This window comes from Pseudomonas sp. 58 R 3, from assembly GCF_900006605.1.
In the GTDB taxonomy this organism is placed as follows: Bacteria; Pseudomonadota; Gammaproteobacteria; order Pseudomonadales; family Pseudomonadaceae; genus Aquipseudomonas; species Aquipseudomonas salomonii.
Window position 1 is genome coordinate 141063 of sequence record NZ_CVTT01000065.1, and the last position, 22080, is coordinate 163142.

Consider the following 22080-nt stretch of genomic DNA (forward strand, 5'->3'; position numbering starts at 1 on the left):
ACTGTCAGTTAAAACGGTTGTGCCTGCCCCACCGCCATCGTAGGCAAGCCAGCTCCCACATTCAGAGTGAGGTGAGTTTGGCGGCCAGGGCCTTGGCCTGGAGCGCCACATCGGTGACGGCCGTGCTCTCCCACCACATCCCGCGCAACGGCGGGCCCATGGCAAACAGTCGTTGGCTGACCTGCCCCTGAGCATCCAACACAGCCCCCGACACATCCGCCGCAATCCCCAACGCCAGCGGCCCAGGCTTGATCAACCCACGCGTGAGCAATTGCTGCGGCAACGGCTTGGCCACTCGCCGCCAGTCGTACTCAATACCGCTGGAGTTGATCAGCGCCGCACCGGACACCTGAGTGACGGCTTGTTCGCCACGCCGCCGCAGCTTGATCGTCACGCCGCTGTCCGACGCCACCAGCCCCTTGAACGACGCCGCCTGAATCCTCAGCCGTCCCTCTTCATGCAGCCGCGCCACCAACTGCGCGCTCAAGGGTGGCGAACGGTGGTGATGGCTCTCCCACCACGGCCTTACATGGCGCACGAACTGGCGTTTCTCGCGCTCACTGGCCTGGCTCCACAAGCGGCCGATATGCGCGCGCACCGTGTCCAGCGGCGCCTGCCAATCAATGCCCTGCTCGATCGCGCTGCGGCATTGACGACGCACCTCACGCAGCAATTGCCGAGGGCTGCGCAGGCGGTGATCATCGGCCAGGAAATCCACCCACACCGGCGGTTGCCGCCGCACATGGGGCAACAGGCCGTGACGTGAAAAAATCTCGATTGGGCCGCGATGGCCGGCCTGTTCCAGAGACACCACGGCGTCCACCATGGTCAGCCCGGAACCGATGATCAGCACCGTCGACTGCGGCTCGATCTGGCGCATGGCCTTGACGTCCCACGGGTCCACTGCTGCTGCATTCAAACCGCTGGACTCGGTCTGCGGCGTGCGCGCCGCCGGGAACATGCCGGTGGCCAATACCGCGTAAGCACCGCGCACTTGTTGACCGTTATCCAGCGTCAACAACGTTGCGGCAGCATCCACTTGCAGGTCGACCACCTCGGCACGAATATGCTCGACCGTCGAAGCCGACAGCGCCTTGGCCTCTGCCAGCCGCTGCTGCGCATACACACCAAAAATCCCGCGTGGCGGGAACAATTCGCTGATGGGTACAGGCTGCTGATCCGATTCCGGCCACCCCCCGGCGCCGATGTAGTCGGTGAGCCATTGGGTCAAGTCATCGGGGTTGTCCGGGTCGACACTCATGCGCGCCGCATTGCCGTTCAGGGTGTGCCCCCGTTCGACGGCACTGTAGGCCTCGCCACGGCCAAGCTCCTTGCGTGGTTCAATCACCAGGATCTGCCGCTTGCCAGGCCGGCGCAGCAGTTGCACCGCCAGCATCGTGCCGCTCAAGCCGCCGCCGATGATCAGCACATCAGCGTTGCGGATGGATTCAGTCATGCACATTGCCCTTACTGTTTACCCAGATAAATATCATGCAAATCACCGCGCGCCAGCAGTTCAGCCGCACTGCCGCTCAAGACCACGCGCCCAGTATCCAGCACATAACCATGGGAGGCATAGGTGAGCGCGACATTGATGTTCTGCTCGGCGATCAGGAAGCTCACCTGCTGCTCGCGGTTAAGCTGGGCGATGATCGCGAAAATCTCTTGCACGATCATTGGCGCCAGGCCCATGGAGGGCTCGTCGAGCAACACCAATGTGGGCCGGGTCATCAAGGCGCGGCCAATGGCAACCATTTGCTGCTCGCCGCCCGAGGTCAGCCCGGCGCGGGTGTGGCGCTTGGTCTTGAGGCGTGGGAACCAGGCGTAGATACGCTCCAGGTCGTGCTCCATGTCTTTGCGGCTCAGGCGCCGCACAAAGCCGCCGCTGCGCAGGTTGTCTTCCACGCTCAGTTGGCCGAACACATGGCGGCCTTCCAGCACATGGACCATGCCCTGGCGCACCCGTTGGCTGGGATCGATACCGGCCAGGTCGCGGCCGGCATACTCGATCACGCCGCGGCTGACCTCGGCGCGTTCGGCGCGTACCAGCCCCGAAATGGCCTTGAGCGTGGTGCTTTTGCCGGCACCGTTGGCCCCCAGCAACGCCACGATGGCGCCCTTGGGCACGTGGAGCGAGACCCCGGCCACCGCCAGTATGGCGCCGTCGTAGATCACTTCGATGTCATTGACGTTTAACAGTGACAAGCTGGCAGGTTCAGCGGCGGGCTGGCTCATGGCTTATTCATCCCCGGTGCAGGTACGCGGCGTCAGGCCTTTTTCCTTGGCGAATGCGGCGGACTTTTCATCGATCAGCGGGCGCAGCAGCGCACGGTCGGCGGCGATCCAGTCGCTGATCAGCGTCCAGTTGGCGCCGTCCCACTGCTGCACACGCGCCGAGCCGCCGCCTTCATGGTCGCGGCACGACAGCTTGAGGTTCTGCATCAGGCCCAGATAACCCATGTCTTTAAGACGCGCATCATCGATATTCAAGTGCTCCAGGCCCCAACGGCCTTCCTCGCCATTGAGCGGGCGCTTGCCGAACTTGGCCTGGGCAGTGCGAATCGCTTCCACCGCCACGGCAGCGTTTACCAGGCCCGAGTTGTAGTAGACGCTGCCAAAGTTTTTCAGGTCCTTGAGGTCGCTGTGGCCTTTGTCGAGGATGTACTGTTTAAGGCGTTTGTGGATTTCGAAATCGGCGCCTGCCGGGTAAGGCGTGAGCGCCAGGTAACCTTTGGCGGCGGCGCCTGCGGGCAGTACGTCTTCGCTGGAACTGGCCCAGATATCGCCGATGATATGGTCAACCGGGAAGCCAAAGCGCGCAGCGGTCTTCACCGCCACCGGCGTGGACACACCCCAGGTACGCAAAAACACCCAGTCCGGGTTGGCCTGACGCACCTGGCGCCATTGCGCCGACTGCTCGTTGCCCGGGTCGGCCACCGGAATCTGGATATTTTCAAAGCCGTATTTCTCGGCCAATAACTTCAACGGGCCGAGGGTTTCGCGGCCGTAAGCCGAATCGTGATAGACCGTGGCGATCTTCTTGCCCTTGAGCTTGTCGAAGCCGCCTTCGCGCTGGGCAATGTAATTCACCAGCGTGGACGCTTCGCTGTAGAAGGTCAGCATCACCGGAAAGTTATAGGGGAACACCGTGCCGTCGGTGGCTTCGGTGCGGCCGTAACCGAGGGTGATCAACGGAATCTTGTCGACTTCCGCGCGCTCGCTCAACGCATAGGCCGCCGGTGCGCCGTTAGGCTGGTAGACCGCGACCGGCGCGCCATCCAGGCCATTCTTGAAGCGCTCGTAGCACTCGATGCCCTTCTCTGCCGTCCATTCGGTTTCGCATTCCTGCCATACCAGTTTGACGCCGTTGATGCCGCCTTCGACTTCGTTGATGTAACGCAGGTAGTCGATCATCCCGGCCCACACCTGCACGCCGCTGGAGGCATAGGCGCCGACGCGGTAGGTGGCCAGCGGGATAAATTGCTGGTCGGGCGCGGCGATCGCCTGGGGCATAGCACCGGACAAGGCTGCCAGCGCGAAGGCGGCGCCGAGCAGGGAACGTTTCAAGGTTGCACGCATGTTGGATTCTCTTGAGGGAATGTTAGAAGCGCAGCGGCCATTGCCGCAGACGGTCACGCAGGTTGTGCAACAGGCGAATCAAGCCTTCGGGTTCCTTGATCAGGAACACGATGATCAACACGCCAAAAATGATTTTCTGCAGGTTCTGCAACTGCCCCGCATCCACCGAGCCACCGAACAGCGCCTGCCCGGCGTGGCTGAGAAAAATCGGCAGCAAACTGATAAATGCCGCACCGACAAAGTTGCCGGCAATGCTGCCCATGCCGCCGATAATGATGATGAACAGGATCTGGAACGAGCGGTTGATATCGAAGCTGCTGGCGCTGGCCGTGCCCAGGTAGGCAAAGGCCCACAACGCGCCGGCGATGCCTAAGTAGAACGAGCTGACCGCGAAGGCCAGGCGCTTGTAGCGCACCACCGGGATGCCGACCACGGCGGCGGCGGTGTCCATGTCGCGGATCGCCATCCAGTTACGGCCGACCTGGCTGCGCACCAGATTGATGGCGGTCCAGGTCAACAGCAGCACCGTGACCAACGTCAGCCAGTAACGGCCCAGCGGTGTATTGAGGTCATGGCCGAACAGCGCAAGCTTCGGCGCGGAGATGGTCCCGGAGGAGCCGTAGTTGTAGAACCAGGGGAATTTGACGAACAGCCACTCCAGAAAGAACTGCGCCGCCAGGGTGGTGACCATCAAGTAGAAGCCTTTGATCCGCGAGCTGGGCAAACCAAATAACAGCCCAACCAGCGCACTGATAACCCCACCGCCGAGCAGCGCCACCGGCAGGCCCAGCTCGGGCAGACGCAACAGAAAACCGTAGGTGGCAAACGCGCCAACGGCCATAAAACCCGCGGCGCCCACGGAGGTCTGGCCGGTATAGCCGGTGAGCAAATTCAGGCCCAGACCGGCCAGCGACAGCACCAGAAACGGGATCAGGATCGCGTTGAGCCAATAGTCATTGCCCCACAGCGGCACGCCGATAAAGGCCACTGCCAATAAGCCGATCAGGCCCCAGGGCAAGCGCCGCTGAGTCAGTAATAACGGCGCGGTTTCTTGAACAACGGGTATCGACATGGTTTCAGACTCGCTCGATGGCGCGCTCGCCGAACAGGCCGGCGGGACGGATATACAGGAAGGCCAGGGCCAATACATAAGCGAACCACGGCGTGATACCGCCGCCGATCAGCGGACCGATATACACCTCGGCAAGGTTCTCCGCCGCGCCGACAATCAGCCCGCCGACAATCGCCCCGCCAATCGAGGTAAAGCCGCCGATGATCAACACCGGCAAGGCCTTGAGCACCACCAGCGAAAGGGAAAACTGCACGCCCTGGCGCGCGCCCCACAGCAACCCGGCCACCAGCCCGACAATGCCGGCCACGGCCCAGACGATCTGCCAGATGCGGTTGAGGTTGATGCCGATGGACAGCGCCGCCGTGGTGTCATCCGCCACCGCGCGCAACGACACGCCGATGCGGGTCTTGTTGAACAGCAGCGCCAGCACGGTTACCAGCACCACCGCCGCCGCCGCGGCGATCAGGTCGAACTGGCTGAGCATCAGCGGCCCGACAAACAGCGGCACGTCGTCGATGCCCAAGTCCAGCGCACGCACCTGCGAGCCCATCAGCCCTTGGGCCAGGCCTTCGATGATGAATGACAGGCCCAAGGTGGCCATGAACAGGGTGATCTGCGAGCGGTTCACCAGCGGGCGCAGTACCAGCCGTTCGATGAGCAAGGCGCCGATGATCATCACGATTACCGTCAGCAGCAACGCCAGGGCAAAGGGCACGCCCTGGTCATGCAGGCAGACGAAGGTCAGCGCGGCAAACAGCAGCATCGAGCCCTGGGCGAAATTGAACACGCCGCTGGCTTTGTAGATCAGCACGAAGCCGATGGCGACCAGCGAGTACATGGTGCCGGCGAGCAGGCCGCCGAGCAGGGTTTCAAGGAAGAACGTCATCAGTGTGCGACTCCCAGGTACGCCGCGATCACCTCGGGGTCGGCCTGCACCTGCGCAGGTGTGCCGTCGCCGACTTTGCGCCCGTAGTCGAGTACCACCACGTGGTGGGAGAGGCCCATCACCACGCCGATGTCGTGTTCGATCAATACCACGGTGGTGCCGAGGTCACGGTTGACGTCGGCGACGAAGCGCGCCATTTCCTGTTTTTCCTCGGCGTTCATGCCGGCCATGGGTTCGTCCAGCAGCAACAGGCTGGGCCCGGCGATCAGCGCTCGGCCCAGCTCTACGCGTTTTTGCAAGCCGTAGGAGAGGTTGCCCACCAGCACATCGCGGTGCGCTTGCAGTTCGAGAAACTCGAGGATGCCTTGGCCGCGCAGGCGAAAGGCTTCGGCCTCCCGGCAGGCGCGCGGCAAGCCCAGGGCTTGCTCGATAAAGCGGGTGCGCGTATGCCGCGACAGGCCGGTGAGGATGTTGTCGAGCACGCTCATTTTCTTGAACAGTGCGTTGTTCTGAAAAGTCCGCCCGATACCTCGACGCGCCGCGCCCAAAGGGTCGATGCGGTGGAAGTGTTGTTGCTCAAACACAATCTCACCGGCATCGAAGCGGTACACACCATTGAGCACATTGAGCAGCGAACTTTTGCCCGCGCCGTTGGGGCCGATCAGCGCGCAGATTTCACCGCGCTGTACCTCAAAGGACAAGGCATTGATGGCCTTGACGCCTTTGAATGACAGCGAGATGTCGCGCACCTGAAGAATGGTCTGGCTCATGCGATGTCCCGTTTGAATTCGGCCAGCCAGACTGGATCGCTGCTGGTTTTTTGCGTGCTGGCTGGCTGCCAGATATAGGTCAGCCGTTGGAAGCCCAGCAGCTTGCGTACACGATTTTTCAGCAGGCGCCGCAGGCCGCTTTGTGGGTGAGCGATGGCCCAGTCACACAAGCGTCGGCGCCAGGTGCCGTGGGGCGCCAGGCGGGTTTCGATATCGTCGGCCAGGTGCTGTAAACGCTCGGGCGAAAGCAACAGGCCGGTGGGCGCGACCTCATTGCGATCGCGACGGGCCGAGGCCAGGTTTTCCGGAAATGCCAGGCCGTGGCCGCTGTTCAACCATTGCTCCAGCACCACCGCCAGGCCGCCTCGCCAGTGGGTGCCCTCCTCGCTCCACAACACGGTTTCACCGCTCGGTTGCCACCAGCGCTGCAGGTGCTGCGCCGGGTCCACCGGGCCGAGCAACTGGGTGAAATCCAACGGGTTGGCGGACTGCCAATGCCGCACTTGCTGACAGCCCTGGGCGTACGAATGGCTGGGGTGAATGCGCCATAGCTGTTGGTGCAGGGCTTCTGGCTCCAGGTCGTCGGCCAGGGTCAACACCTGCCCGCCGACAGACTGCGCGGCCAGCGCCAACAGCAGCAGGTCAGGCTCGAAGGTGCCGCTCAAGGCCAAGCGTGACCGCGCGCTGAAACCCTGCTGACGCAAACCGTCGGCCAGGCGCTCGACGTCGCGCAACACGTCGATCCAGCGCCAGGCATACCACTGCCCCTGGCGCTTGTGGCGCAGGGCAATGTGCAGTGGCGTGATCTGCGCCCAGTGCTGCAATTGTTCCTGGGCTTTGGGCAGGTTGCCGAGCAGTTCGGCGGGCCATTCCAGCGCCTGCGAACGCTTGATTTCGTGCACGCTCATAGGGGTAATGCTCCTATTCAAGTAGTGTGCGTGCGGTGGTCCGCTGGCCGGGTTATGTGGATCAATACCCATCAACTGTGGGAGCTGGCTTGCCTGCCATGACGGCGTGTCAGTTGACTCATTCCCAACTGACCCACCGCTTTCGCAGGCAAGCCGGCTCCCACATTGACCGAGGTGTTTCAGTTAAAGAGTGGAGGCTTTGAGGTCGCGGTAGCCGGCACCCGGGTGGTTTGGCGCCAGCCGCGCACCGTCGCCGAACAGCTTTTCGCGCAAGGTGCCCTGGGCGTACTCGGTCTTGTAGACGCCGCGTTTTTGCAGCTCCGGCACGAGCAGGTCCACGGCGTCGATAAAGGTCTCGTGGGTCAGCGCGTAAGCCAGGTTGAAGCCGTCCACGTCGGTCTCTTCGACCCACTCCTGCAACAGGTCGGCCACGGTTTGCGGGCCGCCGACAAACAACGGGCCAAAGCCGCCGATGCCGACCCAGTCGGCCAGTTCATTCGGCGTCCAGACCTTGTTCGGGTCCGCCGTGGAGAAGGCTTCCACCGCTGATTGAATCGCGTTGGTGTGTACATGTTTGAGCGGCTCATCGGGCTTGAACTGGCTGAAGTCGATGCCGGTCCAGCCGGAGATCAGCGCCATTGCGCCCTCGTAGCTGACGTAGGACTTGTATTCGTCAAACTTGGCTTTGGCCTTGGCATCGGTCTCGCCGACGATCACCGTCTGCAGGTTGAAGATCAGGATTTTCTTCGGATCACGCCCGGCCTCGGCGGCGCGACGGCGGATGTCGGCCACGGTTTTTTTCAGCAGCACCTTGGACGGCGCGGCCACGAACACGCACTCGGCCTGTTCGGCGGCGAACTGCTTGCCACGGCTGGAGGCGCCAGCCTGGTACAGCACTGGCGTGCGCTGTGGCGATGGCTCGCACAGGTGAATGCCGGGCACCTGGAAGTGCTTGCCGACGTGGCGAATCTCGTGGATTTTGCTCGGGTCGCTGAAAATGCGCCGCTCGCGATCACGCAGCACGGCGCCCTCTTCCCAGCTGCCTTCCCACAGTTTGTAGCAAACCTCCAGGTATTCCTCGGCGTAGTCGTAGCGCGCATCGTGTTCGGTCTGGGCTTTCTGGCCGAGGTTCTTGGCGCCGCTCTCCAGGTAAGAAGTGACGATGTTCCAGCCGACCCGGCCCTTGGTCAGGTGGTCGAGGGTCGAAAGCCTGCGGGCAAACGGATACGGATGCTCAAACGACAACGAAGCGGTCAGGCCAAAACCCAGGTGCTCAGTGACCAGCGCCATCGGCGCGATCAGCGACAGCGGGTCGTTGACCGGCACTTGTGCAGCCTGGCGAATCGCGGCGTCGCCATTGCCGTTGTACACGTCATAGATGCCCAGCACGTCGGCGATAAACAGCCCGTCAAATTTGCCACGCTCAAGAATTTTCGCCAGGTCCGTCCAGTATTCCAGGTCTTTGTACTGCCACGAACGGTCACGCGGGTGCGCCCACAGGCCCGGAGATTGGTGGCCGACACAGTTCATGTCGAAGGCATTCAAGCGGATTTCACGGGACATCAAAGCACTCCGTTGAGGTGGTAGTTGCCGACGATCTGGTATTTGTCGCGCAGTGGGTCTTCGAGGCTCGACGCCAGTGCAGTGCGTTGGCCGGTGAGTTCAAATTCGGCATTGCTGGCGGCAATCAGGGCTTCGGCGGCGGCGATTTGCGCTTCGGTCAACGCCACCGGGCTTGGGTGGGTTTCGGCGCGCTCAAACAAGGCCGCAGCCACGTCGACGCGGATCTGCAAGTCGCCAAAGCGGCTGATCACGTAAGGGTCATCGCTGGTTTGCACAAAACGCCGGGTGCTTTCCAGCAGTTGGCGCGCTTGATTCAGGGCGGTCATGGGTAAGGCTCCTCAGTTCCAGGCGTGGCGCGCAGGCTTCACGCCGTTGAGCACGAAGTTACCGATCAGGTGGTATTTCCAGCGGGCCGGGTCGTGCAGGGTGTGGGTGCGCGCGTTGCGCCAGAAGCGGTCGAGGTTGTGCTTGCCGGTGACCGAGCGGGTACCGGCCAGTTCGAACAGTTTGCTGCTGGCGAGCAAGGCGGTTTCGGCCGACAGCACTTTGGCCTGGGCGACCACCAGCGAGGCGTTGGCGACTGTGTCTTCGTTGGGCTCGGCCAGGGCCAGGTCGACGGCCTTGCCGGCCTTGGCGAGGATCGCTTCGGTGCCGTGCACGCGCCATTGCAGATCGCCAATGGCAGCGATGGTGAAGGGGTCTTGCCAGCCGTGATCCTGCTGGCTGTCGATCCAGGGCCGCGCCTGGCGGGCATAGATTTTCGCCTGTTCGAGGGCGCCCAGGGCGATGCCGGTGTCGACGGCGGCCTGGATAATCTGCGAGATCGGGCCGTTGGCGGTGGGCTGGTCGAAAGCCTGATGGGCCGGGATCACTGCGCTGCGCGGCACTCTGACGCCGTCGAGGGTCACGCCGCCACTGGCGGTAGTGCGCTGGCCGAAGCCATCCCAGCTATCAATCACGCTGAGGCCCGGCGCATCGCGTTCGACAAAGGCAATAAACGCCTGGCCGTTCTCGTTGTTGCCGACCGTGGGCACCAGGTGGGCGAACAGCGCGCCGGTGCAGTAGAACTTCTCGCCGTTGATTGAGGCGGTATCGCCGTCAAAACGAATCTGAGTGTCGAAGGTGCCGGCGTTTTTGCTCTTGGCTTCAGAAAAGGCGTTACCGAAACGATAGCCGGCCAGGACCTTGCCGAAATAGTGACGCTTTTGTTCCTCGCTGGCCGTTTGCAGCAGGATGTCCACCACGCCCAAATGGTTTTGCGGGATTTGCCCCAGCGACGGGTCGGCGGCGGAGATCAACTTGATCACCTCGGCCACCGTTACATAAGACACCTCGGCGCCGCCGTAGGCTTTGGGAACGGTGATACCCCAGAGGCCACTGGCCGAGAATTCATCCAGTTCAGCTACCGGCAGGCGCCGCTCGCGGTCGCGCACGCTGGCGTCGACGGCAAACCGCGCGGCCAAACGCGTGGCGACTTCAATGGCTTCGGCATCCGAGCGGATGATATGGGCAGGTTGTTGAGGGTGGGCTGACATGGGCCGACTCCAGGCTCCGATGGGATAACGGAGCAATTGCAGGAGTCGTGCCTGAATTTAATCAGCAATAAAATCAGTGGGTTGCTGGTTTTAAGAGGCTGTTGCGCGGGTTTCAAACCAGCAAAGTGTGCATCCACTGTTGCAGGGCCAACAGTTAGATCACCACGTTGCGCACAAATCGCACGGCCACGTCGCCGTCATTGCGATAGCCGTGTACGTTGCGGCTGGCGAACATGTAGAACTCACCGGCCGCCACGTGTTTTTCTTCCTCGCCCACCAGCAAGGTCAGGCAGCCTTCGAACACGAACAACTGCACGCTCCAGCCGTCCGGGTCGGGATCGGGGCTGTAGCGATCACCCGGTTCCAGGTGCATCTCCCACAACTCGACTTCACGCCGCGCCGTGGCCTTGGCCAGCAACACGGCTTTACTGCCGGGGATTTCACCGGCCCAGGCCAACTCATTGATACGGCTGTGATCACCGGTATCCGGGGCCTGGATAAGGTCGCTGAAGGCCACGTCCAAGGCTTCGGCGACGCGGTCCAGCGTAGACAGGCTGACATTCTTCTCGCCCGCCTCGATGGCCACCAGCATGCGCCGGCTGACCCCGGACTTTTCCGAAAGTGCGGTCTGGCTCAGATCAGCAGCGTGCCGCAAGCGACGGACGTTCTGGCTGACGTGTTGGAGGACCGAGGCCCGTTGTGGATTTTCTTTGTGCACTATATTGCTCAATGGGTGGGTGTGCGCAGTATACTGCCCAGCGTGCGGCGCATTGTGCGGTCCGTGCCTTTCCCTTGCAAGACCGAGCCGCCATGACCGCCCCGAACGCCTCCCCACGTTTCAACCGTTTCAGCAAAGCCGAATGCATCCTGGTGGTGATCACCATGATCTGGGGCGCCACGTTTTTGCTGGTGCAACACGCCCTGACCGTCAGCGGGCCAATGTTTTTCGTGGGCCTGCGGTTTGCGGCGGCGGCCATTGTGGTGGGGTTCTTTTCGTTGCGCACCTTGGGTGGCCTGACCTTGTTTGAATTAAAGGCCGGCGCCTTCATCGGCGCTTCGATCATGCTCGGTTACGGCATGCAGACGATCGGTTTGCAGACCATCCCAAGCAGCCAATCGGCGTTCATCACAGCGCTTTATGTGCCTTGCGTACCGCTGTTGCAGTGGCTGGTGCTGGGGCGTCGCCCAGGCCTGATGCCGAGCATTGGCATCATGCTGGCGTTTACCGGGTTGATGCTGCTCACAGGCCCGACCGGTGCCTCTCTCAACTTCAGCCCCGGTGAGATTGCCACGCTGATCTGCGCAATCGCAGTGGCGGCCGAAATTATCCTCATTGGTGCCTATGCCGGGCAGGTGGATGTACGGCGAGTGACCGTGGTGCAACTGGCCACGGCATCGTTGCTGTCGTTCCTGATGGTGGTGCCGATGGGTGAAGCCTTGCCGGGGTTCTCGTGGTTGCTGGTCTTCAGTGCGGTGGGCCTGGGCTTGACCAGCGCGGTGATCCAGGTGGCGATGAACTGGGCGCAGCAGAGTGTTTCGCCCACCCGGGCCACGTTGATCTATGCCGGTGAGCCGGTGTGGGCCGGAGTGATCGGGCGGATTGCCGGGGAGCGTTTTCCGCCGATTGCGATGGTCGGCGCGGCGTTGATTGTGGCAGCGGTGATTGTGAGTGAGGTGAAGACACGCAATCAGCGAGAAGCTGAAAAATCAATCGAACTGGAACAAGAAGCCCCCTGACCCGATCGTTCCCACGCTCTGCGTGGGCATGCATCCTGTGACGCTCCGCGTCACTTTTGCGCAAGGCTCTCGGCTGCATAGGCTGTTTGGACGCGGAGCGTCCAGGGTGGCATTCCCACGCAGAGCGTGGGAACGATCCGGTTCGAAACAAGGCCAAATGGGAGGTTTCGGCCTACCTTGTAGGATCCTGCCACATCTTGCCGTTTGGTGATCGAGAAAGCGGCACGTATGATGCATCCCAAACTCCCGCAGATTAGAAGCCTATGTCCCTGATAGTTCTACTGCTTCTGCCTTTTATCGGCAGCTGTCTGGCGGCCTTGCTGCCGCATAATGCACGTAACACCGAATCCCTGTTGGCTGGCCTTGTAGCTCTGGTCGGCACCATTCAAGTCGCTTTGCTCTACCCTCAGATCGCCCACGGTGGCGTGATCCGCGAAGAATTCATGTGGTTGCCCAGCCTCGGGCTCAACTTCGTGCTGCGCATGGACGGGTTTGCCTGGCTGTTCTCGATGCTGGTGCTGGGCATCGGCACGCTGGTGGCGCTGTATGCGCGTTATTACATGTCGCCGGATGACCCGGTGCCGCGCTTCTTTGCGTTTTTCCTGGCCTTCATGGGCGCCATGCTCGGGCTGGTGATCTCCGGCAACCTGATCCAGATCGTGTTCTTCTGGGAACTGACCAGCCTGTTCTCGTTCCTGCTGATCGGCTATTGGCACCACCGCGCCGATGCCAGGCGCGGCGCCTATATGGCGCTGATGGTCACCGGCGCCGGCGGTTTGTGCCTGCTGGCAGGCGTGATGCTGCTGGGGCATATCGTCGGCAGCTATGACCTGGATCGGGTGCTGGCGGCAGGCGATCAGATTCGCGCGCATTCGCTGTACCCGGTGATGCTCGCGCTGGTGCTGATCGGCGCCTTGAGCAAGAGCGCGCAGTTCCCTTTCCACTTCTGGCTGCCCCACGCCATGGCGGCACCGACACCGGTATCGGCCTACCTGCACTCGGCGACGATGGTGAAGGCCGGCGTGTTCCTGCTGGCCCGCCTGTGGCCGTCGCTGTCCGGCAGCGAAGAATGGTTCTGGATCGTCGGCGGTGCCGGCGCACTCACCCTCCTCCTCGGCGCTTACTGCGCCATGTTTCAGAATGACCTCAAGGGCCTGCTGGCCTATTCCACCATCAGCCACCTTGGGCTGATCACCTTGCTGCTGGGCCTCAACAGCCCGCTGGCCGCCGTCGCTGCGGTGTTCCATATCCTCAACCACGCCACGTTCAAAGCTTCGCTGTTCATGGCCGCCGGCATCATCGACCATGAAAGCGGCACGCGGGATATCCGCAAGCTCAGTGGCCTGGTGCGGCTGATCCCGTTTACCGCGACCCTGGCAATGGTGGCCAGTGCGTCCATGGCCGGCGTGCCATTGCTCAATGGTTTCCTGTCCAAAGAGATGTTCTTCGCCGAAACGGTATTTATCTCGGCGACAAAATGGGTGGAAATCGCCCTGCCGGTGATCGCGACCATTGCCGGTACCTTCAGCGTGGCCTATGCCCTGCGCTTTACCGTCGATGTGTTCTTCGGCCCGCCCGCCACCGACCTGCCCCACACGCCCCACGAGCCGCCGCGCTGGATGCGCGCGCCGGTCGAGCTGCTGGTGTTCACCTGCCTGCTGGTGGGCATCTTCCCGGCCCAGGTGGTCGGTTCGATCCTCGCCGCCGCCGCACTGCCGGTGGTCGGCGGGGTACTGCCCCAATACAGCCTGGCCATCTGGCACGGCTGGAATGCGCCGATGATCATGAGCCTGGTGGCCATGTCCGGCGGCATCGTGCTGTACCTGCTGCTGCGCAAACAGCTCAAGCGTGGCCGTTTCAAATACCCGCCGATCATCAGTTACTTCAACGGCAAGCGCATGTTCGAGCGCAGCCTGGTGGTGATGATGCGCGGCGTGCGCCGTATCGAAAAACGCATCAGCACCAAACGCCTGCAAACCCAATTGTTCCTGCTGGTGCTGGCGGCGGTGGTTGCCGGGTTGATCCCGATGCTCAACAGCGGCCTCAGCTGGGGCGACCGGCCGAAGATCCCCGGTTCCATCGTGTTCGTGACCCTGTGGGTGCTGGCCATCGCCTGTGCGCTGGGCGCGGCCTGGCAAGCCAAGTACCACCGGCTGGCAGCCCTGACCATGGTCAGTGTGTGCGGCATGGTCACCTGCGTGACCTTCGTATGGTTCTCGGCGCCGGACCTGGCCCTGACGCAACTGGTGGTCGAAGTGGTCACCACCGTGCTGATTTTGCTGGGCCTGCGCTGGTTGCCACGGCGGATCGAAGAAGTCTCGCCACTGCCGAGCTCACTGCGCAAGGCGCGCATCCGCCGCCTGCGCGACTTCCTGCTCTCCACCGTGGTCGGTGGCGGCATGGCGCTGCTCTCCTACGCGATGCTGACCCGCCAGACACCCAACGACATCTCCTCGTTTTACCTGAGCCGCGCCTTGCCCGAAGGCGGCGGCAGCAATGTGGTGAACGTGATGCTGGTGGACTTCCGGGGCTTTGATACCCTGGGCGAAATCACCGTGCTCGGCGCCGTGGCGCTGACCGTCTACGCCCTGCTGCGCCGCTTCCGCCCGTCCAAAGAAAGCATGGAGTTGCCGCCACAACAGCGCCAATTGGCGCCGGACGTGGCCACCGACCTGGTCAACCCACGCCAGGCCAGCGACACCGCCCTGGGCTTTATGATGGTACCGGCGGTGCTGGTGCGCCTGCTGCTGCCGATTGCGCTGGTAGTGTCGTTCTACCTGTTCATGCGTGGCCACAACCAGCCGGGCGGCGGTTTCGTCGCGGGGTTGGTGATGTCGGTGGCGTTTATCCTGCAATACATGGTCGCCGGCACCCAATGGGTCGAAGCGCAGATGAGCCTGCGGCCGATGCGCTGGATGGGCTTCGGCCTGCTCTCGGCCACCTTGACCGGGCTCGGCGCCCTGTTCGTCGGGTACCCGTTCCTTACCACCCACACCTGGCACTTCAGCCTGCCGCTGCTGGGCGATATCCACATTGCCAGCGCGTTGTTCTTTGACGTCGGCGTGTACGCCATGGTCGTCGGCTCCACGCTGTTGATGCTCACCGCCCTCGGTCACCAGTCGGTGCGAGCGCATAAACCGAGCAACCAGGCCAAAGCCGTTGCCGCAACCGAAGGAGCCGCCTGATGGAAGAAGTCATCGCAATTGCCATTGGAGTGCTGGCGGCCTCCGGCGTCTGGCTGATCCTGCGTCCACGGACGTTCCAGGTCGTCATGGGCCTGTGCCTGCTGTCATACGGGGTCAACCTGTTCATCTTCAGCATGGGCAGCCTGTTTATCGGTAAAGAGCCGATCATCAAGGACGGCGTGCCGCAAGACCTGCTCAATTACACCGATCCGCTGCCCCAGGCTTTGGTACTCACGGCCATTGTGATCAGCTTCGCCATGACCGCGTTGTTCCTGGTGGTGCTGCTGGCCTCCCGGGGCCTGACCGGCACTGACCATGTGGACGGCCGGGAGCCCAAGGAATGACGTGGATGAATCAAATGATCGTCGCGCCGATCCTGCTGCCGTTGCTGACCGCCGCGCTGATGCTGATGCTCGGCGAAAAACGCCGCCCGTTGAAAGCCAGGATCAACCTGTTCTCCAGCGTCATCGGCCTGGGCATCGCCATCCTGCTGCTGTACTGGACACAAAAAGGCGGGCCCGGCTCGATTGGGGTGTACCTGCCGGGCAACTGGCAGGTGCCCTTCGGCATTGTGCTGGTGGTGGACCAACTGTCGGCGATGATGCTGGTGCTCACCGGCATTATCGGCGTGAGCGCGCTGCTGTTCGCCATGGCCCGCTGGGACCGTGCAGGTACCAGCTTTCATGCGTTGTTCCAGATCCAGCTGATGGGTTTGTACGGGGCATTCCTGACGGCGGACCTGTTCAACCTGTTCGTGTTCTTCGAGGTGCTGCTGGCGGCCTCCTACGGCTTGATGCTGCACGGCTCCGGCCGCGCGCGGGTGTCGTCGGGGCTGCATTACATCGCGATCAACCTGCTGGCATCGTCGCTGTTCCTGATTGGCGCGGCGATGATCTACGGGGTCACCGGCACGCTGAACTTTGCTGACCTGGCGCTGAAAATCCCGCTGGTACCGCAAGCCGATCGCGGCCTGCTGCATGCTGGCGCGGCGATCCTCGCCACTGCATTCCTGGCCAAGGCCGGCATGTGGCCACTGAACTTCTGGCTGGCTCCCGCCTACTCCTCGGCCAGCGCGCCGGTGGCGGCAATGTTTGCGATCATGACCAAAGTCGGCGTGTACACCGTGCTGCGGTTGTGGACCTTGCTGTTCTCTGGCCAAGCCGGTGCGTCGGCGCTGTTTGGCGGCGACTGGCTGGTCTACGGCGGTATGGCGACCATCGTCTGTGCGGCGCTGGCGATGGTCGCGGCGCAACGCCTGGAGCGGATGGCCAGCCTGAGCATTCTGGTGTCGGCCGGGATTCTGCTGTCATCGGTCGGCTTTGCCCAGCCAAGCCTGACCGCCGGGGCACTGTTCTATCTGGTCAGCTCGACCCTGGCGCTGAGCGCGCTGTTCCTGCTGGCCGAGTTGATCGAGCGTTCGCGCTCGGCCAATGATCTGCCGCTGGATGAAGAAATCGACGCGCTGCCCAAGGCCATGGAGTCGTTGCACCCACGCCCCGGCGTCAACCTGGATGACGAGCAGAAAGCCGTGGTCGGCCAGGTGATTCCCTGGACCATGGCCTTCCTGGGCTTGAGCTTTATCGCCTGCGCACTGCTGATTATCGGCATGCCGCCGTTGTCCGGGTTTATCGGCAAGCTCAGCCTGTTGAGCGCGCTGGTCAACCCAATGGGCCTGGGTAACGCGGTGGATGAACCGATCCGCCCGGCGGCCTGGGGTTTGGTGGCACTGTTGATCTTGTCGGGCCTGGCTTCGCTGATCGCCTTCGCCCGCCTGGGCATCCAACGCTTCTGGACGCCGGAGGAGCGCCCATCGCCGCTGCTGCGTCGCTACGAATGCGTGCCGATCTTCTTCCTGCTCGGCCTGAGCATTCTCCTGACCTTCAAGGCCGAACCGTTGCTGCGCTACACCCAGGCCACCGCCGACAGCCTCAATAACCCGGAGCATTACGTGATGGCGGTGATGGCCACGCGCCCGGTGCTGAGCCCTGAATCCAAAGCCGCCGCGCTGGAGGTGCAGCCATGAAGCGCCTGTTCCCTGCTCCGTGGTTGTCGCTGGCATTGTGGGTGCTGTGGCTGGTGTTGAACCTGTCAGTCAGCCCCGGCAACGTGCTGCTGGGCGCGGTGCTGGGCTTTCTCGCGCCGCTGCTGATGGCGCCGCTGCGCCCGCTGCCGGTGCGCATTCGTCGCCCCGGCGTGATCATCCGCCTGTTTTTCGTGGTGGGGCGCGACGTGATCGTGTCCAACCTGCACGTGGCCTGGGGCGTACTGACGTGCGGATCCCGCCCGCCGCGTTCACGGTTTATCAAAATCCCGCTCGACCTGCGTGACCCCAACGGCCTGGCCGTATTGTCGATGATCACCAGCGTGACGCCTGGCACAGTGTGGTCGGAACTGGCCCTGGACCGCAGCATCCTGTTGCTGCACGTGTTTGATCTGGACGATGAAGCGCCGTTTATCGAGCACTTCAAAGCCGTCTATGAACGGCCCCTGATGGAGATCTTCGAATGAGCGCCCTGCTCTCCAATGCGATCCTGCTCAGCCTGTTCCTGTTCTCGCTGGCGATGGTGCTGACCCTGGTGCGCCTGTTCAAAGGCCCGTCCGCGCAAGACCGGGTTCTGGCGCTGGACTACCTGTACATCCTGGCGATGTTGATGATGCTGGTGCTCGGCATTCGTTATGCCAGTGACACCTACTTTGAAGCGGCGCTGCTGATTGCGCTGTTTGGCTTTGTCGGATCATTCGCTTTGGCGAAATTCCTGCTGCGTGGCGAGGTGATTGAATGATGCCGCTATGGGTTGAAGTGATCGTGGCCATGCTGCTGGTGCTAAGCAGCCTGTTTGCGCTGATTGGCGCGATCGGATTGTTGCGCATGAAGGACTTCTTCCAGCGCATGCACCCACCGGCACTCGCCTCAACCTTGGGGGCGTGGTGTGTGGCGCTGGCCTCGATTATCTATTTTTCGGTGCTCAAGTCCGGGCCGGTGCTGCATGGGTGGTTGATTCCGATTTTGTTGGCGATCACAGTGCCGGTGACCACCTTGCTGTTGGCGCGCACGGCGCTGTTCCGCAAGCGTATGGCAGGCGATGACATACCCGCCGAGGTAAGTAGTCGCCGGGCTGAAAACGTATCAAAATCAGCCTAGCGACTCAATCAGCCGTTGGCATCAAGGGGTTTGCGGGGTGAAACCTTGAAGGGGCGAGCCGAAGGGCACACCGCTATCGGGATCGATCGCAAACCATTTTTCCTGCACCTTGACGGCCTTCAGCGTTACCTGGTCAACCGTGCCCTGTACGGGTGCCACGGGAGTGGCGTTCGCCTTTCTGAGCATCTCGGATACGGTGGGAAAAGTGTCTCTGACAAAGCGCGCCTTTGCGAAAACATCAACAGGTACATACACCCCCATCCCGATCCTGACGGGAGCGCCTTTGTGCGCACGTCTTAGAAAATCTATAAGTCGACTCGGCTGGCTCGGAAGACTAAAGAAGCCCTCCCCCGGATTAAATATCCCACGCAGCAATGCATTGCCTTCCTTTAAAACAGAAGCACGAAATGCCTGCTTGTTCAGGCGTGATGCGAATTTGATCGCCTTCCACGCCTTACGGGCGGCTTGTAATCCTCCCGCGCCAATAAGCAGCAACGTGTCAATTGCCAAGCCTTTCAAGCCGTCCTTAACATTCCCCTCGTAGATGTCAACGAGCGGGCCGATAAAAGAAATCATCGACACCAGCGCGCGACCATTTTCTTTGTTCATCAGGCGATTGACGTAGCCCCGAACGTTATCTTCGCTGGGCAGCACTGCATTGGCATCATCAATGAGTTGCTGACGATGCCCGCTATAGTTGCCGATGTAATTACCCGAAAGGATAACGTCAATAATCGCCTGGCTTTTGGCAGAGCCAAAGGTGTCAGGCACCCACTCATCGCGGTTGTCACCTGCCCCTTTCGAAGCAGAACCTGGCACCGAAGCCCCTACTTTGGAAATGATCACCTTCGACGTTGCATTGTCACGAGGAGCCTCCCCCGTGAGGTATGCGTTGAAATCAAAGGGTTGTTGAGTGCCCCGCAGGTACCGAAGCTTCTTCGTGCCGCTTTTCCATCTGGGCACAACCTCTTCTTCAATAACGCCCTCATTCAGGTTCAATTTTTTGCCGGCCAGACTGGTCGTGCGATCAATAATCGTCCCGGACGTGGGAAAAAATTCGAGATAGCGAGTTTTGCCCTCGTATTTGACGCGCAGCAGCACCCCGTGCCACCCCCGATTCCGAGCCACTTTATTGCCCTTGTTAGCATCTTCCTCCTGCGTCTCACCGGTTTCTCGACGTAGCCTATAGACTTGGACATCGCCCCATTCCATAGCCTGGCGAACGTCGAGGGGCAAGTTTGCAAGACTCATCTTCATCAGCGAGGGCATCGCACCCTTGACGTCACTCAGGTATTGATCAACTGCGCCCGTGACCTGATCGGCAACACGAGGGAGTGTCTTTATCCGGGATTCAAATTCCGCTTGTGTGATCCGTGGATGACTGAAGGCAAACCAATTCTCATGCAGATCCCCTGTGGCATACGCCTCAACCAACGTCGGCCACTTCGTATTTATACCGGCACCTATAAGGCTGTGTGCAGTTGCGGGCTTCCTCAGTTTAATCGTTTCTATCTCACTATCAGTCAACTCGGGAAACGCCTGTTTGAGCGCCTTGATGGCCAGGCTGCTACGGGTAGGTGGAGCCGTCCCCAGCGTGACTACGGATTGCTCGATCGCCTCGGAACGACGCGTAATGCCGTCAGACGCCGCCTGGTAATCGGCGGGCGTATAGTGACCGTCACTGCGTCGGGGCACAGTCCCGGTCATAATGCCTACATCGAGTACTCGCTTGGCACCGAGCGCTATACTCAGCGCTTGTTGTTGCGGCTCGACAGCCTCCAAAGTGGTCAGTGCTCCGAGCTCATTGAGGCTCATGCCGCGACTGGCTCCAGGACCACCCCACACTTCGGCCAATGCACTGCCCAGGCTAAGCGTCATCCACGCTGGGCTGCCAATACGTATTTTGTCTGGGGGCTGACGTAGCGACTCAGGGAGCTTTGTTGACGCCTGCTGGTCCGATTTCACCAGAAACTCCGGTGCGGCATGTGCCAGGAACAGATGAGCCACCAACGGTGCAGCCCGCACGCTCACGCCCTTTTTCTCGACCAAGTGTTTTTCAAAGTCTTTGCGTACAGCCCCCATCTCACGCCCCATATTGGCCGGGGTGTAAAACTGATAACCGGCGGCGTTTCCAGGGGCGGCGGGAACATCAGGATCGACACTGAGCATGATGGCGGCAGTCAGCAGACTTTTCCGTTGCGCAACATCGATCTCGTCATCACCCTCCCCCTTATACCAACCCAGCGTCTGGGCAAGTTCCCGCCCCCACTGCGCGGCCTGTGGCGTGTTGAGTAGCTCGTCCCAAATCTGATCTGCATTGGCGGCCGTTTCCTGCGGCAGGGCTTGCGTGACTATCTGACGACCCAATGCGAACCCTATCGTGTTGGCGCCATACTTCTGATCCGTCGCCAACGAAACCAGCTGACTTTTCTCACTCGCCGACAAGGTTCCCGCAGTCCACTGCTGAGGGAGTAATTTCCCATAGTTGCCGACAGGGGTAGTCGGTGCGAAGCGGGTGCGCAACCATTTGGCAGCCGCGCGAGCCCGCCCTGCTGTGTCGATTGCCTCCATGCCCATCGACCTCGCGACCTGACGCAGGTCGTGGCGATCGTCTGAGTAGAGCGCATGACCCGACTGTTCACTCAGCACTACAACCGCCGCAAATGCGTCTTTGAGCGACTGGCTCCAACGACCACTGACAGGAATATCCACCCACTGGTTGAGGATCGGTTGCAGCACTTGCAGACGGCCTTCACTGATACGGTACGCCTGATCCGGCGCTGTTTGCCCAAGATCCGCCAGAACACCTTGCATCTCAGGAAGTGCAATCAGCTCGGCCAGGCGCCCGCGAGCCTCCTGGTCGTTTCTTAACGGGTTGGTGACAGAGACCTTGAACTCAATACCTGACAACGACAAAGGCGTGCTGTCCGCAACGCCGTCGGCCGCACGCGCCAAAGCGTCGGCGAGGTTTTCTCGGTCATCAAGCTCATTAATACGGCGCTTTGACCATTCAAGCCGGAGCAGGTGATTGCGTGTTTCTGCTGCAGACAGCGCAGGCCAGCCCGCCTTCAGGCTTGTCACAAGCGCAGCCGCTTGCTCCTCGGTATCGGGCGTCATGACGCCATAAAACAAGCTCGCCACGTTCCGCGAAACTTGCCGGCTGTCCATAGACACATAAGGCACACCTTTGTGCGTGGGGTCTAGCGCCTCAAGCGCGCGCATCACCTGCGCCGATACCTGCCACCAGCCAGACGTGTCTTGTAGCGTGTACGTCTGACGAGAGGTCACTCCATTGAGGGTAACCAATCCCGATACGCTATTTTTGCCGATAGTCACCGAGTCCAGGGAAAAACCTTTGCTCCTCAGCCAAACTAAAACCTCGGGCTGATTCACCACACGTTTGTAGATTTCGAACGGCTGAGAAATCAGAGACCGTTCGGGCACGGTCACTAACGAATCCGACACACTGCCCATCTTCGTAATCAACTGCGCCTGAAGGGTTTGATCTGCATCAGCGGAGTGAGAGTGGGGGCCAGCCAACCGGCCCAGTGTGTTGTGTGCAGGTTTGTCAGGCGTCTGCACAAGTGCGCGTTTCACGCGGCTCTCGGCGACAGGATTGGCGCCATCGCAAAGGTCCCCGAATCGACCGGGTGATACCAGGCTTCCACGCGTTTGGATGGGCGGGAGCACGGGCAATCGTTGT

19 protein-coding genes are annotated in these 22080 nt (G+C 61.5%); 7 read left to right on the forward strand and 12 right to left on the reverse strand.

The window, feature by feature from the left end:
• Window positions 1-61: 61 nt before the first annotated feature.
• The 11 genes from BFP92_RS21770 to BFP92_RS21820 all read right to left on the reverse strand — a co-directional run bounded on the left by BFP92_RS21770 (window position 62) and on the right by BFP92_RS21820 (window position 11031).
• The gene (locus BFP92_RS21770; RefSeq protein ID WP_065931037.1) at window positions 62-1456 is read right to left on the reverse strand and encodes an FAD/NAD(P)-binding protein; all 1395 of its coding nucleotides are present in this window, start codon (window positions 1454-1456) and stop codon (window positions 62-64) included.
• 11 nt (window positions 1457-1467) lie between these two features.
• Window positions 1468-2235: an ABC transporter ATP-binding protein gene (locus BFP92_RS21775; protein ID WP_065931038.1), complete on the reverse strand. Its 768-nt coding sequence runs from the start codon at window positions 2233-2235 to the stop codon at window positions 1468-1470.
• 3 nt (window positions 2236-2238) lie between these two features.
• Entirely contained in the window at window positions 2239-3579 is a 1341-nt protein-coding gene (locus tag BFP92_RS21780; RefSeq protein WP_065931039.1) for an ABC transporter substrate-binding protein, read from the reverse strand.
• Between the two features lie 22 nt (window positions 3580-3601).
• A complete protein-coding gene (locus BFP92_RS21785; protein WP_065931040.1) occupies window positions 3602-4651 on the reverse strand; it encodes a branched-chain amino acid ABC transporter permease in 1050 nt (349 codons plus the stop codon).
• Between the two features lie 4 nt (window positions 4652-4655).
• Window positions 4656-5537 (reverse strand): branched-chain amino acid ABC transporter permease, encoded by an 882-nt coding sequence (locus tag BFP92_RS21790; RefSeq protein ID WP_065931041.1) that lies wholly within the window; start codon window positions 5535-5537, stop codon window positions 4656-4658.
• The gene (locus tag BFP92_RS21795; protein ID WP_065931042.1) at window positions 5537-6307 is read right to left on the reverse strand and encodes an ABC transporter ATP-binding protein; all 771 of its coding nucleotides are present in this window, start codon (window positions 6305-6307) and stop codon (window positions 5537-5539) included. Before BFP92_RS21795 ends, BFP92_RS21790 begins: the two co-directional genes overlap by 1 nt.
• Window positions 6304-7215, reverse strand: a complete 912-nt coding sequence (locus BFP92_RS21800; protein ID WP_065931043.1) for an AMP-binding protein — start codon at window positions 7213-7215, stop codon at window positions 6304-6306. The genes BFP92_RS21795 and BFP92_RS21800 overlap by 4 nt, the downstream gene beginning before the upstream one ends.
• A 183-nt stretch (window positions 7216-7398) precedes the next feature.
• Window positions 7399-8778: an LLM class flavin-dependent oxidoreductase gene (locus BFP92_RS21805; RefSeq protein ID WP_065931044.1), complete on the reverse strand. Its 1380-nt coding sequence runs from the start codon at window positions 8776-8778 to the stop codon at window positions 7399-7401.
• Window positions 8778-9104 (reverse strand): acyl-CoA dehydrogenase, encoded by a 327-nt coding sequence (locus BFP92_RS21810; protein ID WP_065931045.1) that lies wholly within the window; start codon window positions 9102-9104, stop codon window positions 8778-8780. The genes BFP92_RS21805 and BFP92_RS21810 overlap by 1 nt, the downstream gene beginning before the upstream one ends.
• A 12-nt stretch (window positions 9105-9116) precedes the next feature.
• On the reverse strand, window positions 9117-10313 hold the full coding sequence (locus BFP92_RS21815; protein ID WP_065931046.1) for an SfnB family sulfur acquisition oxidoreductase: 1197 nt from the start codon (window positions 10311-10313) through the stop codon (window positions 9117-9119).
• Window positions 10314-10467: 154 nt separating this feature from the next.
• Complete coding sequence (locus BFP92_RS21820) at window positions 10468-11031, reverse strand: helix-turn-helix domain-containing protein (RefSeq protein WP_065931047.1); 564 nt, start codon at window positions 11029-11031, stop codon at window positions 10468-10470.
• Window positions 11032-11123: 92 nt separating this feature from the next.
• Here BFP92_RS21820 and BFP92_RS21825 point away from each other — a divergent pair, with 92 nt between their 5' ends.
• The 7 genes from BFP92_RS21825 to BFP92_RS21855 all read left to right on the forward strand — a co-directional run bounded on the left by BFP92_RS21825 (window position 11124) and on the right by BFP92_RS21855 (window position 18377).
• Complete coding sequence (locus BFP92_RS21825; RefSeq protein WP_065931048.1) at window positions 11124-12050, forward strand: DMT family transporter; 927 nt, start codon at window positions 11124-11126, stop codon at window positions 12048-12050.
• A 263-nt stretch (window positions 12051-12313) separates the two neighbouring features.
• A complete protein-coding gene (locus BFP92_RS21830) occupies window positions 12314-15235 on the forward strand; it encodes a monovalent cation/H+ antiporter subunit A (RefSeq protein ID WP_065931049.1) in 2922 nt (973 codons plus the stop codon).
• Window positions 15235-15579 (forward strand): Na+/H+ antiporter subunit C, encoded by a 345-nt coding sequence (locus BFP92_RS21835; protein ID WP_003192163.1) that lies wholly within the window; start codon window positions 15235-15237, stop codon window positions 15577-15579. The genes BFP92_RS21830 and BFP92_RS21835 overlap by 1 nt, the downstream gene beginning before the upstream one ends.
• On the forward strand, window positions 15576-17258 hold the full coding sequence (locus tag BFP92_RS21840; protein ID WP_065931050.1) for a monovalent cation/H+ antiporter subunit D: 1683 nt from the start codon (window positions 15576-15578) through the stop codon (window positions 17256-17258). The genes BFP92_RS21835 and BFP92_RS21840 overlap by 4 nt, the downstream gene beginning before the upstream one ends.
• Window positions 17255-17743 carry a Na+/H+ antiporter subunit E gene (locus BFP92_RS21845; protein ID WP_065931051.1) on the forward strand — a complete coding sequence of 163 codons (489 nt, stop codon included), beginning with the start codon at window positions 17255-17257 and terminating at the stop codon, window positions 17741-17743. Before BFP92_RS21840 ends, BFP92_RS21845 begins: the two co-directional genes overlap by 4 nt.
• A complete protein-coding gene (locus BFP92_RS21850) occupies window positions 17740-18018 on the forward strand; it encodes a K+/H+ antiporter subunit F (RefSeq protein WP_038846025.1) in 279 nt (92 codons plus the stop codon). The genes BFP92_RS21845 and BFP92_RS21850 overlap by 4 nt, the downstream gene beginning before the upstream one ends.
• Window positions 18015-18377 carry a Na+/H+ antiporter subunit G gene (locus BFP92_RS21855; RefSeq protein ID WP_065931052.1) on the forward strand — a complete coding sequence of 121 codons (363 nt, stop codon included), beginning with the start codon at window positions 18015-18017 and terminating at the stop codon, window positions 18375-18377. The genes BFP92_RS21850 and BFP92_RS21855 overlap by 4 nt, the downstream gene beginning before the upstream one ends.
• 21 nt (window positions 18378-18398) lie before the next feature.
• Here the strand turns inward: BFP92_RS21855 and BFP92_RS21860 are convergent, their stop codons facing one another.
• A complete protein-coding gene (locus BFP92_RS21860; RefSeq protein WP_139114099.1) occupies window positions 18399-21974 on the reverse strand; it encodes a hypothetical protein in 3576 nt (1191 codons plus the stop codon).
• Window positions 21975-22080: the final 106 nt, after the last annotated feature.

Bases quoted from the DNA above. Each gene is read 5' to 3' on its own strand.
- BFP92_RS21770 (WP_065931037.1), bottom strand. From the start codon at position 1,456: ATGACTGAATCCATCCGCAACGCTGATGTGCTGATCATCGGCGGCGGC.
- BFP92_RS21775 (WP_065931038.1), bottom strand. From the start codon at position 2,235: ATGAGCCAGCCCGCCGCTGAACCTGCCAGCTTGTCACTGTTAAACGTC.
- BFP92_RS21780 (WP_065931039.1), bottom strand. From the start codon at position 3,579: ATGCGTGCAACCTTGAAACGTTCCCTGCTCGGCGCCGCCTTCGCGCTG.
- BFP92_RS21785 (WP_065931040.1), bottom strand. From the start codon at position 4,651: ATGTCGATACCCGTTGTTCAAGAAACCGCGCCGTTATTACTGACTCAG.
- BFP92_RS21790 (WP_065931041.1), bottom strand. From the start codon at position 5,537: ATGACGTTCTTCCTTGAAACCCTGCTCGGCGGCCTGCTCGCCGGCACC.
- BFP92_RS21795 (WP_065931042.1), bottom strand. From the start codon at position 6,307: ATGAGCCAGACCATTCTTCAGGTGCGCGACATCTCGCTGTCATTCAAA.
- BFP92_RS21800 (WP_065931043.1), bottom strand. From the start codon at position 7,215: ATGAGCGTGCACGAAATCAAGCGTTCGCAGGCGCTGGAATGGCCCGCC.
- BFP92_RS21805 (WP_065931044.1), bottom strand. From the start codon at position 8,778: ATGTCCCGTGAAATCCGCTTGAATGCCTTCGACATGAACTGTGTCGGC.
- BFP92_RS21810 (WP_065931045.1), bottom strand. From the start codon at position 9,104: ATGACCGCCCTGAATCAAGCGCGCCAACTGCTGGAAAGCACCCGGCGT.
- BFP92_RS21815 (WP_065931046.1), bottom strand. From the start codon at position 10,313: ATGTCAGCCCACCCTCAACAACCTGCCCATATCATCCGCTCGGATGCC.
- BFP92_RS21825 (WP_065931048.1), top strand. From the start codon at position 11,124: ATGACCGCCCCGAACGCCTCCCCACGTTTCAACCGTTTCAGCAAAGCC.
- BFP92_RS21830 (WP_065931049.1), top strand. From the start codon at position 12,314: ATGTCCCTGATAGTTCTACTGCTTCTGCCTTTTATCGGCAGCTGTCTG.
- BFP92_RS21835 (WP_003192163.1), top strand. From the start codon at position 15,235: ATGGAAGAAGTCATCGCAATTGCCATTGGAGTGCTGGCGGCCTCCGGC.
- BFP92_RS21840 (WP_065931050.1), top strand. From the start codon at position 15,576: ATGACGTGGATGAATCAAATGATCGTCGCGCCGATCCTGCTGCCGTTG.
- BFP92_RS21845 (WP_065931051.1), top strand. From the start codon at position 17,255: ATGAAGCGCCTGTTCCCTGCTCCGTGGTTGTCGCTGGCATTGTGGGTG.
- BFP92_RS21850 (WP_038846025.1), top strand. From the start codon at position 17,740: ATGAGCGCCCTGCTCTCCAATGCGATCCTGCTCAGCCTGTTCCTGTTC.
- BFP92_RS21855 (WP_065931052.1), top strand. From the start codon at position 18,015: ATGATGCCGCTATGGGTTGAAGTGATCGTGGCCATGCTGCTGGTGCTA.